The sequence below is a fragment of the Salibaculum halophilum genome, from assembly GCF_002094885.1.
Lineage (GTDB): Bacteria > Pseudomonadota > Alphaproteobacteria > Rhodobacterales > Rhodobacteraceae > Salibaculum > Salibaculum halophilum.
Map to the genome: position 1 here is coordinate 20,673 of NZ_MSIT01000023.1, position 13,280 is coordinate 33,952.

13 protein-coding genes are annotated in these 13,280 nt (G+C 67.7%); 8 read left to right on the forward strand and 5 right to left on the reverse strand.

What is annotated here, in order from left to right:
* Window positions 1-58: 58 nt before the first annotated feature.
* Both BU124_RS12300 and BU124_RS12305 read right to left on the reverse strand, forming a co-directional pair.
* On the reverse strand, window positions 59-1,111 hold the full coding sequence (locus BU124_RS12300; protein WP_084863878.1) for a UDP-3-O-(3-hydroxymyristoyl)glucosamine N-acyltransferase: 1,053 nt from the start codon (window positions 1,109-1,111) through the stop codon (window positions 59-61).
* A 29-nt stretch (window positions 1,112-1,140) separates the two neighbouring features.
* On the reverse strand, window positions 1,141-2,766 hold the full coding sequence (locus BU124_RS12305; RefSeq protein ID WP_084863879.1) for a L,D-transpeptidase family protein: 1,626 nt from the start codon (window positions 2,764-2,766) through the stop codon (window positions 1,141-1,143).
* A gap of 355 nt (window positions 2,767-3,121) precedes the next feature.
* Here BU124_RS12305 and mepK point away from each other — a divergent pair, with 355 nt between their 5' ends.
* From mepK to BU124_RS12345, 8 genes are all read left to right on the forward strand, one after another.
* A complete protein-coding gene (gene mepK / locus BU124_RS12310) occupies window positions 3,122-3,691 on the forward strand; it encodes a peptidoglycan L,D-endopeptidase MepK (RefSeq protein ID WP_084863880.1) in 570 nt (189 codons plus the stop codon).
* Between the two features lie 187 nt (window positions 3,692-3,878).
* On the forward strand, window positions 3,879-4,910 hold the full coding sequence (locus BU124_RS12315) for a LacI family DNA-binding transcriptional regulator (protein ID WP_084863881.1): 1,032 nt from the start codon (window positions 3,879-3,881) through the stop codon (window positions 4,908-4,910).
* A gap of 83 nt (window positions 4,911-4,993) precedes the next feature.
* Window positions 4,994-6,301: an ABC transporter substrate-binding protein gene (locus BU124_RS12320; RefSeq protein ID WP_084863882.1), complete on the forward strand. Its 1,308-nt coding sequence runs from the start codon at window positions 4,994-4,996 to the stop codon at window positions 6,299-6,301.
* A 131-nt stretch (window positions 6,302-6,432) separates the two neighbouring features.
* Window positions 6,433-7,299 carry a carbohydrate ABC transporter permease gene (locus tag BU124_RS12325; protein ID WP_084863883.1) on the forward strand — a complete coding sequence of 289 codons (867 nt, stop codon included), beginning with the start codon at window positions 6,433-6,435 and terminating at the stop codon, window positions 7,297-7,299.
* A 12-nt stretch (window positions 7,300-7,311) separates the two neighbouring features.
* Window positions 7,312-8,142: a carbohydrate ABC transporter permease gene (locus BU124_RS12330; RefSeq protein WP_084863884.1), complete on the forward strand. Its 831-nt coding sequence runs from the start codon at window positions 7,312-7,314 to the stop codon at window positions 8,140-8,142.
* An 11-nt stretch (window positions 8,143-8,153) separates the two neighbouring features.
* Window positions 8,154-9,158, forward strand: coding sequence for an ABC transporter ATP-binding protein (locus BU124_RS12335; protein ID WP_084863885.1), 1,005 nt, complete (start codon window positions 8,154-8,156; stop codon window positions 9,156-9,158).
* A complete protein-coding gene (locus tag BU124_RS12340) occupies window positions 9,155-9,928 on the forward strand; it encodes an L-iditol 2-dehydrogenase (RefSeq protein ID WP_084863886.1) in 774 nt (257 codons plus the stop codon). Before BU124_RS12335 ends, BU124_RS12340 begins: the two co-directional genes overlap by 4 nt.
* Window positions 9,928-11,424 carry a mannitol dehydrogenase family protein gene (locus BU124_RS12345; RefSeq protein ID WP_084863887.1) on the forward strand — a complete coding sequence of 499 codons (1,497 nt, stop codon included), beginning with the start codon at window positions 9,928-9,930 and terminating at the stop codon, window positions 11,422-11,424. The genes BU124_RS12340 and BU124_RS12345 overlap by 1 nt, the downstream gene beginning before the upstream one ends.
* Before the next feature lie 15 nt (window positions 11,425-11,439).
* Here the strand turns inward: BU124_RS12345 and BU124_RS14840 are convergent, their stop codons facing one another.
* From BU124_RS14840 to BU124_RS12355, 3 genes are all read right to left on the reverse strand, one after another.
* Window positions 11,440-11,586 carry a hypothetical protein gene (locus tag BU124_RS14840; RefSeq protein WP_179141918.1) on the reverse strand — a complete coding sequence of 49 codons (147 nt, stop codon included), beginning with the start codon at window positions 11,584-11,586 and terminating at the stop codon, window positions 11,440-11,442.
* Window positions 11,587-11,697: 111 nt separating this feature from the next.
* Window positions 11,698-12,360 carry an SMC-Scp complex subunit ScpB gene (gene scpB / locus BU124_RS12350; RefSeq protein ID WP_084863888.1) on the reverse strand — a complete coding sequence of 221 codons (663 nt, stop codon included), beginning with the start codon at window positions 12,358-12,360 and terminating at the stop codon, window positions 11,698-11,700.
* Window positions 12,353-13,144 (reverse strand): segregation and condensation protein A, encoded by a 792-nt coding sequence (locus BU124_RS12355; RefSeq protein ID WP_084863889.1) that lies wholly within the window; start codon window positions 13,142-13,144, stop codon window positions 12,353-12,355. Before BU124_RS12355 ends, scpB begins: the two co-directional genes overlap by 8 nt.
* Window positions 13,145-13,280: the final 136 nt, after the last annotated feature.

Consider the following 13,280-nt stretch of genomic DNA (forward strand, 5'->3'; position numbering starts at 1 on the left):
GATGTCCTCTCGGCGGCCCTGCCGGTGATTTAGGGATTCGGACGCTGCTTGGAAACAGTTAATCGCCCCGCGCCAGCCGGCGCAGCGCCCGCAGCTCGGCGCGGTGGTCCCGGGTCGGCCGCGCCGGGTGGCCGCTGACGAACCGGCCGTCGCCGACATCCGCAAGGATGACCGCCCCGCCGCCGGCGACCACGTCGCGCCCGACCGACAGGTTGTCGGCCACCCCCGCCTTGCCGCCCAGGATCACGCGCGGCCCCAGCACGCTGGAGCCGGCGATGGCCGCCTGCGCGCAGAGCAGGCAATCGTCGCCCAAAACCACGTTGTGGCCGACCTGGACCAGGTTGTCGATCTTGACCCCGTTGCCGATGCGGGTGGCCCGGATCGTGCCGGCATCCACGGTGCTGTTGGCGCCGATTCCCACGTCGTCGCCGATCTCGACCCCGCCCAGCGAATGAATGCGATGCCACGCCCCGTCCTCGGGCGGGGGGAGCGGCGCATCGCCGCGCTGGCGCATGGCGCGGTCCACGTTCGACGGGCCGGCCGTGGTAAAGGAAAAGCCGTCACCGCCGATCACCACGCCCGGCTGGGCGATGATGCGGGCGCCGATGCGCACACGAGCTGCAATGCGCACCCCGGCGTGCAGGGTGGCCCCCGCCCCGATGCGGGTTTCGGGGCCGATGCTGACATGCGCGCCGATCCGCGCGCCCGGCCCGATCACCACCCCCGGCCCGATCACCACGAAGGGGCCGATCAAGGCATCGGCGGGCACCTCGGCGGTGGGGTCGATCACGGCCGTGGGGTGGCACCCGGACAACCCCGCGAAGGCCGGGTCGTGGTCCATCATCGCCGTCACCCCGGCCAGTGTCAGGCGTCCGCCCGGGGCGACGATCGCGCCCTCGAGTCCCAGCGCCCCGAGATTGGCACCGGGCCAGACCACGGCCGCACGCGCCCGCCCGCCGGCCAGACTGTCGGCGAATTTCGGCGTCAGCGCCATGGCAAGGTCATCCGGCCCCGCAGCCCCCGGCTCGGCCAGCCCGTCAACCACGAGGGTGGCATCGCCGAGGGTTTCGGCCCCCAACGCGGCGGCAATCTCTTTCAGGCTGTGACGCATGGCGGCCCCCTCTGTTGCGAGGGCCAGCCTTAGCCGCCGAGGGCGCGGATCGCCACCCCCGCGTCAACCAGCGCGCGCCAGATCCGGGCATCGCGCCCGTAGACATCGTCGCGGAAGTTCAACTTCCCGTTGGTATGGGTGAAGGCCGTGCGGTAGACGATATGAACCGGCACCGGCGTCTCGAGGTCGACGCGGGTCTCGCGGCCGGTGTCCAGGCGGCTGTGAAAGAAGCCCTCAGGGTCGTTCGTCTGCGGTGCCAGCAGGGTATAGGCGAACTCGAAGGGCTCGTTCAGGCGGATGCATCCGTGGCTGAAGGTCCGCGTCGAGCGGCTGAACAGGCTCTTTTGCGGCGTGTCGTGCAGGTATATGTTGTGCCGGTTGGGAAACATGAACTTCACCAGCCCCAGCGCGTTGCCCCGGCTGGGGGGCTGGCGCATCGAGAAGGGAAAGGTGCGCCGGTTGAACTGGCTGAAGTCAACGGCCCCGCGGTTCACCCGACGGCCCTGGCTGTCGGTGATCTCGATATGGCTGACCGCATTAGGATTGCGCTGCAGCATCGGCAGGTATTCCTTGGTGACGATCGAGCGCGGCACATACCAGCTGGGGTTGATGACCATGAACTCCATGACATCCGAGAACTCGGGGCTCTGGCGGTCGCTCGACCGGGCGCCGATGACCGAGCGGGTCACGAAGGTGGGCACGTCGTCGTCCATGATGATGGCGTGGAAATCGGCCAGGTTGACCCAGACATGCCGCGCCCCGCGCGGCCGGTTCATCCAGCGTTCCCGTTCCATGGCCACGATCACGCTCTGCAGCCGCGCCTGCGCGGAGGTGTTGATCGCGCGCAGCGTCCCATCGCCGACGATACCGTCGGGCGAGAGGGCATGCGCCTGCTGGAATCGCTGAACGCCGGCCTGGATGGCCGCGTCGTAAACCTGCGTTGCCGAGCGGTCCATGTAGCCCATGCGCACCAGCCGGTCGCGAAGGGCCACCACGGCGGCGCCGCTGTCCCCGGCCTCGAGCCGCCCGCCGGGCACCGGCGCGCCCCAGCCGCCCCGGGCCAGCAGCCGCTCCAGCCGCACTTTCTCGCGCAGCAGGCGCGCATACTCGGGCGACTGCGGCGGCAGTGACGAGAGGAAGGCGGCCGGGCCCGACTGTGCGAAGCCGCGGATCAGGTCCAGCCGGTCACGGTAAGGTACCTCGCGCTTGATCGCGGGCACTACGTCGCCGGGGGTCAGCAGCCCTGTCTGAATATCCCGGGCATATTGCAGGAACAGTTCGCTCAGGTAGACCTCGGTCGCGCCCTTCTCGGCGGGGGTCTCGGCGGCACGCAGGCGGGCCATGACACGGTCGGGGTCGTAGTCAGCCGTGGGCAGGCCGTGCTCGCCCGCGTCGGCCAGCGCCCCGAGGAACGCGTTGCGCCGGTCGCGGTCGCGGCCCGAGGTGCCCGTCCAGATCCCTTCGAATCCGCGCGCGCGATAGAAGGCCGAGAGCGCCTCGTCGCGCGCAGCACTCTCGGCGACCGCCTGGCGAAAGGCCGTCACCTGCGCCACGGCCCCTGTCGGCAGCGCGGCGGCCAGTATCACGGCGCAGAGGATAACCGCGGCCGCGACCCGGCCCGCGATCGAGAATTTGCTAACCAGTCTGAGCGACATAGACATTACCCGAAACGCCTCCGTGGATATTGCGGCCATTATCGAAATTGCAGTCTTCGACGCGGACCGATGGCCTGTCCATTCACAATCGCGAAAACGGGCGCCGCACAGCCGCGGGTGTTGCTTGCTTGCGCGGGTCTTGGGGCCAGCACGTCCGGAATGTCACAAGTCAGGAAATTCCGACCTTTTGCGCAAAATCCCGCCGATTTTTACCTTGCCCCGTGACCGTCGCGCCCCGGGGGTTGGTTGGCGAATCGATTTGTGGCATAGGAATTGTGCAGCCAGCGACGAGACGACAAACCAATGTCGCCCGAGGGCGAGCGACAAAAAACGCGACGGGACAGGCGCAAACTCAATGACCATGAACACCTCTCGGGGCATAACACGGCGTGGGCTGTTGGGGGCCTTTGCAGCCACCACGATCTCGGCCGCGCCGACCTTTACAAGTGCTGCCGGTTTTCTTCGCGGCGGCGGCGATATCCGGCGGATCCGGATGTACAATGGCCGCACCGGGGAACGCATTGATACCATCTACTGGATCGAGGGCGAGTATATCGGCGAAGCGCTGCGCGAGATCACCCTGTTCATGCGCGACTGGCGCACGGACCAGGCCAAGGACGTCGACACTCGGACTGTCGATATCATGGCTGCCTCGCACAACCTCATGGAGGCGAGCGAGCCCTACCTGCTGCTCTCGGGCTACCGCTCGCCGCAGACCAACGCGATGCTGCGGCGCCGGTCCTCGGGCGTGGCGCGCAATTCGCTGCACATGAAGGGCCAGGCCGCCGACCTGCGGCTGGAGAGCCGCTCGGTGGCGCAGATGGCGCGGGCCGCCAAGGCCTGCCGCGCCGGCGGCGTCGGGCGCTACACCGGCTCGAATTTCGTGCACATGGATTGCGGCCCGGTGCGCAGCTGGGGCCGCTGAGCGCCCTTCACCCGATCACCCAATCAAAACTGCCCTGTCCATGGGCGGGCCTCTGCCACCGGCGGGACGTCTGCCGGGGTCGCCGATGCGGCACGACCGTTGCCAGCCGCAACGCATTGATTTTTTCCGCGCGACAAGAAAAACTGCTGCCGAGCGACTTGGGGGCGCGCCCGCGGAAAGGACGGACATGGCAGAGCGGAAGATTCGCAACATGGAGGAATTCGCGGCCCTGAGCGGGATCTCGCGTCCGACAGTCTCGAAATACTTCCACGACCCCGCCAGCGTGCGCCCCAAGACCCGCGCGCGTATCGAGAAGGCGCTGGAGCAGTACGACTACCGCCCCAACATCTTCGCGATCAACCAGAACCGGCGGCAAACCAACAACGTCGGCATCGTCGTCCCCTATCTTACCGACCCGTTCTTCGCCGAGATCGCCCGGCGGCTCGAGGACCGCTGCGTCGCGGCCGGTTTCCGGCCGACGCTCTACAGTCCATATGGAGATTCCGACCTCGAAGTCGAAATCCTCGAGACCATCCGGCAGCTCAAACCCGCTGGTGTCCTGCTGGCCCCGCTGGGGCGGCTGACCGACCGCGCCGCGGTCGAGAAATTCTGCGCCGAAGTGCCCACCGTCCTGTTCGACAGCGAGATCGAAGGCATCGGCCAGGCCTTTGTCGGATCGGACAATTTCAGCTTCGTTTCGCACACCGTGGACTACCTCGCGCGCACCGGCACGCCGCCGTGCTTTTTCGAGATGCGCACGCCGGCCAATCCCAACGCCAACAAGCGCCGCCTGGCCTACGTCGAACTGATGGAGCGGCTGGGCGCGACGCCCCGGGTGCTCAGCGTCGAGGGCGAGGGCTGGGCCTTCGAGGAAATTGGGCGCGAAGGCGCGCTGCGCATCCTCGAGGGCGGCGGCTTTCCCGGCGACACGGTACTGTGCAGCAACGACCGCCTGGCCATCGGCCTGCTGTCGGCTTGCTATGAAAAGGGCCTGCGCGTGGGCCGCAGCGAGGGCTCTGCGCTGCGCGTGGCCTCGCACGACGACCACCCGTTTTCCCGGTTTTCCTGCCCCTCGTTGACAACGGCTGCGCATGACTACGATTCGGTCTCCGCAGCGGCGATGGAGACGCTGACCCGCCTGATCGAGGCCGGTGGCGGATTCGCAACGCGCGAAGTGTCGCTCTACCCGGCCAAGCTGATCCTGCGCAGCTCAGCGTAAGTTTACGCGCGAAAAAATTTTGTTGACGCACGAAACATCGGCTGCTTAGGCTGCGCGGGCATCCAAGTCAGGGAGGATTCAGGATGAAACTGAGGAGCACGTTTCGCGCCGCCACGGCGCTGACGCTGGTGTCCGCTGCGGCGGTCTCGGCGGAGACCATCACCATCGCCACTGTGAACAACGGCGACATGATCCGCATGCAGGGCTACACCGACGACTTCACCGAAAAGACCGGGCACGAGGTCGAGTGGGTCACGCTGGAGGAGAACGTCCTGCGCCAGCGTGTGACGACCGACATCACAACCAACGGCGGCCAGTTCGACATCATGACCATCGGCATGTACGAAACCCCGATCTGGGGGGCCAACGACTGGCTGGTGCCGCTCGATGACCTGTCCGAGGACTATGACGTCAACGACATCCTGCCGGCCATGCGCGCGGGCCTGAGCCATGACGACACGCTTTATGCGGCGCCCTTCTACGGCGAAAGTTCCATGGTCATGTATCGCACCGACCTGATGGAAGAGGCCGGACTGGAAATGCCCGATGCCCCGACCTGGCAGTTCATCCGCGAGGCCGCCGCGGCCATGGACGACCCGGAAAACCACGTCAACGGCATCTGCCTGCGCGGCAAGGCCGGCTGGGGCGAGGGCGGCGCCTTCATCACCGTGACTGGCAATTCCTTCGGCGCGCGCTGGTTCGACATGGACTGGAACGCCCAGTTCGACCAGCCCGAGTGGAAAGAGGCGCTGACCTTCTTCGTCAACCTTATGAACGACTACGGCCCCGAGGGCTACGCGACCAACGGCTTCAACGAGAACCTGTCTCTGTTCCAGCAGGGCAAGTGCGGCATGTGGATCGACGCCACCGTCGCCGCGTCCTTCGTGACCAACCCCGAGGACTCGGAAGTGGCCGACAGCGTTGGCTTCGCGCTGGCCCCGAATTCCGAGGGCGTCGAGAAGCGATCCAACTGGCTCTGGGCCTGGGCGCTGGCCATCCCGGCGGGCACCCAGAAGGAGGACGCCGCCAAGGAGTTCATCGAGTGGGCCACATCGAAGGACTACATCGAGATGGTCGCCGAGAACGAGGGCTGGGCCAACGTGCCGCCGGGCGCGCGGACCTCGCTCTACGAGACGCCTGAATACCAGGAGGTCCCCTTCGCCGACATCACGCTGGACTCGATCAATGCCGCCGATCCGACCGACCCGACGGTCGACCCGGTACCCTATGTCGGCATCCAGTTCGTCGCCATCCCGGAATTCGCCGGCATCGCCACGCAGGTGAGCCAGGAATTCTCGGCCGTCTACGCCGGCCAGCAATCCATCGATGAAGCGTTGGAGACGGCCCAGGCCATCACCAACGAGGCGATGGAAGCCGCCGGTTACCAGTAAGACGCGCCCCTTCCCCGGGGCCGGTGCACCGGCCCCGGGGACCTTGCGCCCCTTTTGCAATTCGTGGTCTTCGCCGGCGCCTGCCCGCGGTCGTCGTGACCGTGACCCGGCCATTTCAGGAGTGATGTCCCATGGCGACCAAGGCGTCCCGTTCCGCCGCCCGGCTCATGATGGCACCCGCCGTGGTGCTGCTCATGGCCTGGATGCTGGTGCCGCTGTCGATGACCGTCTGGTTCTCGTTTCGCAAATATCTGCCGCTGCGCGGCGGTGACCTCGGGTTCGCCGGGTTCGAGAACTACGGCCGCTTCGTCAGCTCCAGCAGTTTCTGGCCCGCGGTCTCGACCACGCTGATCATCGTCGGCAGCGTGCTGGTCATCACCGTGGTGCTGGGCGTGCTGCTGGCGCTGCTGCTGGATCAGCCGTTCTGGGGCCAGGGGGTGGTGCGCATCCTCATCATCGCGCCCTTCTTCGTGATGCCCACGGTCTCGGCGCTGGTCTGGAAGAACATGTTCATGGACCCGACCAACGGCCTTTTCGCGCATCTGTGGCGCTTGTTCGGGGCCGACCCGGTGGCCTGGCTGTCGGAAGCCTCGACCGGGTCTGTGGTGCTGATCATCGCCTGGCGCTGGCTGCCCTTTGCTACGCTGATCCTGCTGACCGCGATCCAGTCGCTGGACAGCGAACAGCTCGAGGCGGCGGAAATGGACGGCGCTGGGCCGCTGCAACGCTTCGGCCATATCATCCTGCCGCACCTGGGGCGGGCCATCACCATCGTGATCCTGATCCAGACGATCTTTCTGCTGTCGATCTTCGCCGAGATCTTCGTGACCACCGGCGGCGCCTTCGGCACCCGCACGCTGACCTACCTAATCTTCCAGCGCGTGCTGGAAAGCCAGAACGTTGGCCTGGGCAGCGCCGGCGGGGTCTACGCCATCATCCTGGCCAATATCGTCGCGCTGTTCCTCATGCGCATCGTCGGCAAGAACCTGGACGCCTGAGGAGACCCGCCCATGGCCCGCGCCGTTACCACCCGACGCAAGACGCTGACCACCGCCCTGGCCTGGGTGGTGGGGCTGGTGATCTTCTTTCCCATTCTCTGGACGATCCTGACCAGCTTCAAGACCGAGGCGCAGGCCGTCGCCAACCCACCCTTATTCCTGAATTTCGACTGGACGCTGGAAAACTACGCCGTCGTACAGGAACGCTCGAACTACATGCGGTTCCTGTGGAACTCGGTCATCCTTGCGGGCGGCTCGACAATCCTGGGCATCCTCGTGGCGGTGCCGGCGGCCTGGTCCATGGCCTTCGTGCCCTCTCGGCGCACCAAGGATATCCTGCTGTGGATGCTCTCGACCAAGATGCTGCCGGCGGTGGGCGTGCTCTACCCCATCTACCTGCTGTTCATCCGGTTCGGGCTTCTGGATAGCCGCGCCGGGCTGGTCATGGTGCTGATGCTGATCAACCTGCCGATCATCGTCTGGATGCTTTACACCTATTTCCGCGAGATCCCGGGCGAGATCCTGGAAGCGGCGCGCATGGATGGGGCGACCCTGAGGGAAGAGCTGCTCTATATCCTCACGCCGATGGCCATTCCGGGCATCGCCTCGACGGTGCTGCTGAATTTCATCCTGGCCTGGAACGAGGCCTTCTGGACCCTCAACCTGACGGCCGTCGACGCCGCCCCGCTGACCGCCTTCATCGCCAGCTATTCCAGCCCCGAGGGCCTGTTCTTCGCCAAGCTGTCGGCGGCCTCGACCATGGCCATCGCGCCGATCCTCATCCTTGGCTGGTTCAGCCAGAAACAACTCGTCCGCGGCCTGACCTTCGGCGCGGTGAAATAAGGACCCGACCCATGGGACAGATTGAACTCAAGCAGGTCACCAAGAGCTTCGGCGACGTGCAGGTCATCCCGCCGCTCGACCTGACCATCGAGGACGGTGAATTCACCGTCTTCGTCGGCCCCTCCGGCTGTGGCAAGTCCACACTGCTGCGCCTGATCGCGGGGCTGGAGGACATCACCACCGGCCATATCGCGATCGACGGCACGGACGCCACCGGACTGGTGCCGGCCAAGCGCGGGCTGGCCATGGTGTTCCAGTCTTACGCGCTTTATCCGCACATGAGCGTGCGCAAGAACATCGCTTTCCCGCTGCGCATGGCCAAGATGGACAAGGCCGAGATCGACAAGCGCGTCGCGGCGGCGGCCGAGGTGCTCAACCTCGGCGATTACATCGACCGCCGCCCCGGCCAGTTGTCGGGCGGCCAGCGCCAGCGCGTCGCTATCGGCCGCGCCATCGTCCGCGAACCGGCGGCGTTCCTGTTCGACGAGCCGCTGTCGAACCTGGACGCCGCGCTGCGCGTGGGCATGCGCATGGAGATCATGGAGCTTCACAAGAAGCTGGACACGACGATGATCTACGTCACCCACGACCAGGTCGAGGCCATGACCATGGCCGACAAGATCGTGGTCCTTCAGGCCGGCAACATCGAACAGGTGGGCAGCCCGCTGGAGCTGTACCAGCACCCGCGCAACAAGTTCGTTGCGGGCTTCATCGGCTCGCCCCGGATGAACCTGATCGAGGGGCCCGAGGCCGCCAAGCACGACGCGACGACCATCGGCATCCGGCCCGAACACACGCGGCTTTCGACCACCGAGGGCACCTGGCAGGGCACGGTCGGCGTGGCGGAGCACCTCGGCTCGGACACCTTCCTGCACATCCACGGCATCCCCGGCTGCGACCCCTTCACGGTGCGTACCGGCGGCGAGGTCGCCCTGTCCCACGGCGACACCGCCTTCCTGACGCCCGATCCCGACAAGATGCACCGTTTCGACGCGCAGGGGCTGCGGATCGCATGACCCGTCTGGCCGGCAAGACCGCCCTGATCACCGGGGCCGCGCGGGGAATCGGCCTGGCCTTCGCCCGGGCCTATGTCGCCGAGGGCGCGCGCGTGGCCATCGCGGATATCGATATCCACCGGGCGCGCGCGTCGGCCGCGGATATCGGCCCGGCCGCCGTGGCCGTCGAGATGGACGCGACGCGGCAGGACAGCATCGAGTCGGCCGTTGACGCCAGCGTGCAGGCCCTCGGCGGAATCGACATCCTTGTCAACAACGCCGCGCTGTTTACCGCCGCGCCGATCACCGAGATCACCCGCGACGATTTCACCCGCGTCTTCGATCTGAACGTCGCGGGCACGCTGTTCACAATGCAGGCCGTCGCGCGACACATGATCGACCGCGGCCGGGGCGGCAAGATCATCAACATGGCCAGCCAGGCCGGCCGCCGCGGCGAGCCGCTGGTCGCGGTCTACTGCGCCTCCAAGGCCGCGGTGATCAGCCTGACGCAATCGGCCGGGCTGAACCTGATCGAGCACGGCATCAACGTGAACGCCATCGCCCCCGGCGTTGTCGACGGCGAACACTGGGACGGCGTCGATGCCTTCTTTGCACGATACGAGGGCAAGGCCCCGGGCCGGAAAAAGGCCGAGGTCGGCGCGGCCGTGCCCTTTGGCCGCATGGGCCGCGCAGAGGACCTGACCGGAATGGCCATCTTCCTGGCCACGAAAGAAGCCGATTACATCGTCGCACAGACCTACAACGTCGACGGCGGGAACTGGATGAGCTGATGCCCGAGACCGCCCCGACCCCCGCGCCCGTGCCATTGTCCGATGCCACGCTGGATGCCCTGCCCGGGGACATCGCCCGGCCGCGTTACGATCGGGGCGCGCTGACCCCCGGCATCGTCCACATCGGAGTGGGCAATTTCCACCGCGCCCACCAGGGCTGGTATCTGCACCGCCTGATGCAGCAGGGCCTGGCCCACGACTGGGCCATCATCGGCGCCGGTGTTCGGCCCTACGACGCCGCGATGCGCGACAGGCTGCTGGCGCAGGACTGCCTGACCACCCTGATCGAGCTGGACCCGGCGGGCCGGTCGGCCGAGGTCGTCGGCTCGATGATCGACTACCTGGCCATCGAGGATGGCCACGGCCCGCTGATCGCGCGGATGGCCGATCCGGCGATCCGCATCGTCGCCCTGACCGTGACCGAGGGCGGCTATTACACCGACCCGGTCACGGGCGGTTTCGACGCGGCCCACCCCGATATCCGCCACGACGCCGACCATCCCGACCGGCCGCGCACCGCCTTCGGCGCCATGGTCGCGGCCCTGCGCCGGCGCCGCGACGCGGGCCACGGCCCCTTCACGGCGCAAAGCTGCGACAACCTGCCGGGCAACGGCCGCGTCCTGCGCCAGACGCTCGTCTCGCTCGCACGACTGAGCGACGAGGGCCTGGCCGACTGGATCGAGGCGCATTGCAGCTTTCCCGACTCAATGGTCGATTGCATCGTGCCCGCGACCGGCGACGGCGAACGCGCCCTCGTCCGGGACTTCGGCATTGCCGATGCCGCCCCCGTGACCCACGAGAACTTCCGCCAATGGGTGATCGAGGACGATTTCTGCGCCGGACGGCCTGACTGGGACCGTGCCGGGGCCACCTTCTCGGACCAGGTTCACGCCCACGAGGCGATGAAGCTGCGCATCCTCAACGCGGGCCACCAGGTGCTGGCCAATGCCGGCGAGATCGCCGGGATCGAGACCATCGCGGGCTGCATGGCCCATCCGGGCATTTCGGCGATGTTCCACAAGGTCCAGCACGCAGAGATAACGCCGCATGTCAGCGCCGCGCCGGGCACATCGGCACAGGACTACGTGGCGCTGGTCGCGCAGCGTTTCGCCAACCCCGCCATCGTGGACACCACGAGGCGGGTGGCCTTCGATGGCGCGGCGCGGCACACCGGGTTCGTCCTGCCGATCCTGCGCGACGCGTTGGCTACCGGCACGCCCGTCACCGGGCTGGCGCTGGTCGAGGCGCTCTGGGCCCGCATGTGCGCGGGCACCCGCGAGGACGGCAGCCCGATCGCCCCGAACGATCCGCAGTGGGAGGCGCTGACCGCATGCGCTCAGACGGCCCGCCACCGGCCCGAGGTCTGGCTGGAGCAGCGCCGGATCTACGGTGATCTGGCCGAGGCGACAGCGTTTCGCGACCAGTTCTCGGACTGGCTGACCCGGTTGTGGGCCGACGGGCTGGCCCCGACGCTGGAAAGCTACCGCGCCCGTTGATGGGCTGTCGGCCCGTCAGCGGTCGTCCCGGGTGTCGTCCTGCTTGGGCGGCTGGGCCTTGCGGCGCTTGCCCATGGCCTGCATGCCCTTGTTGATCCCGCCCCCGATGATCTTGCGCATCACGATGCGCACCACCATGTTCATCAACTGATTGGCGTTCATCCCGTGCCCTCCGGTTTGCCTCTGGTCACGATATAGCAATGGAACGTGCCGATTTCACGGCACGCGGCGTGAATTCTGCAGGCGCGGTCGCATCACGCGCACCGTGCGCCTTCACTCCGCGTCGAACAAGCCGCCCTGGTCCGCGTCGTCGTCCTCCGCGTCCGCGTCGTCGCTGCCCTCGCCGGGCGGCGGGCGGTTGTCCAGCAACCCGGCGGCGCGCAGCTCTTTCAGGCCCGGCAGGTCGCGGGCGCTTTCCAGGCCGAAGTGATCTAGGAACGCCTCGGTGACGATGAAGGTCACCGGCCGGCCCGGCGTCGCGCGGCGGCGGCCGAAGCGGATCCAGCCCATCTCGATCAGCTGGTCGATGGTGCCGCGGCTGACGGAGACGCCGCGGATCTCCTCGATCTCGGCCCGGGTGACGGGCTGATGGTAGGCGATGATCGCAAGGGTCTCCATCGCCGCGCGCGACAGCTTGCGCACCTCGACTGTTTCCTTCTGCATAAGAAAGCCGAGGTCGGGCGCGGTGCGCAGCGCCCAGGCCTCGCCCACCCGGACGACGCGCACGCCGCGCCCCTCGTACCGGCGGCGCAGATGCTCCAGCGCCGTGGCCGGGTCGGACCCGTTCGGCATCCGCCCGGCCAGATCGCGCACCGTCACGGGGTCGGCGCTGGCGAAAAGCACCGCCTCGACCATGCGCTCCTGTTCGGCCATGGGCGGGGCCTCGAAGAGGGTCTCGTCCTGCGACGGGTCGGCGCCGGTCCCGGGGTCAGCCATCCTCCGTCCTCCTGATCTGGATCGGGGCGAAACTCTCGCCCTGGCGCATCTCGATCCGGCCCTCCTTGACCAGTTCCAGTGAGGCGGCAAAGGTCGAGGCGGTGGCGCTGCGGCGCCGGGCCGGGTCGTCCTGCCAGCCCTCGGGCAGGTAGGACAGGATATCCGTCCACTCCCCGGCGAACCCGATCAGCGGCCGCAGGCGCCCCAGCGCCTCTTCCAGGGTCAGAACCGCGTCGCGGTCCATGGTGTAGGGGCGAAACTCTTCGCGGGTGCGCAGGCGCGCGTAGGCCTGCATCAGGTCCAGCAGGGTCGCTGTATGGGTGACACGGCGGGTGCGCGTGACATCCTCGGTCACGCCGCGGGCGAAGAAATCGCGCCCCAGCCGGTCGCGGGCCATCAGCGTGGCGGCCTTCTCGCGCATGGCCTGCAGGCGTTCGAGCTGAAACGCCAGATGCGCGGCCAGGTCCTCGCCCGAGGGGCCCTCCTCGGCCGGGTCGGGCGGCAGCAGCAGGCGCGACTTGAGAAAGGCCAGCCAGGCGGCCATGACGAGGTAGTCGGCGGCCAGTTCGATGCGCAGGTCACGGGCCTTCTCGATGAAGGACAGGTATTGCTCGGCCAGCGCCAGCACGCTGATCTGGCGCAGGTCCACCTTTTGCGTGCGCGACAGCGTCAGCAACAAGTCGAGCGGGCCCTCGAAGCCCTCCACGTCGACGATCAGCGCCTCGGCGGCCTGCCGCTCGGCAACGCTGGTGACAGTGCTGGTGCTGAAGTCGGTGTCGGTCATCTGCCCCCGCGGCCGGGCCCCGGCCCCACAAGGCCTTCAAACTCCGCAACGAGGGCGGCAATGTCAACGGGCGCCCCGGCCGGGCGGGCCGCCAGCGCCGCGCGGGCGCGCGTCTCCGCCGGGCCGGTCAGCGGGC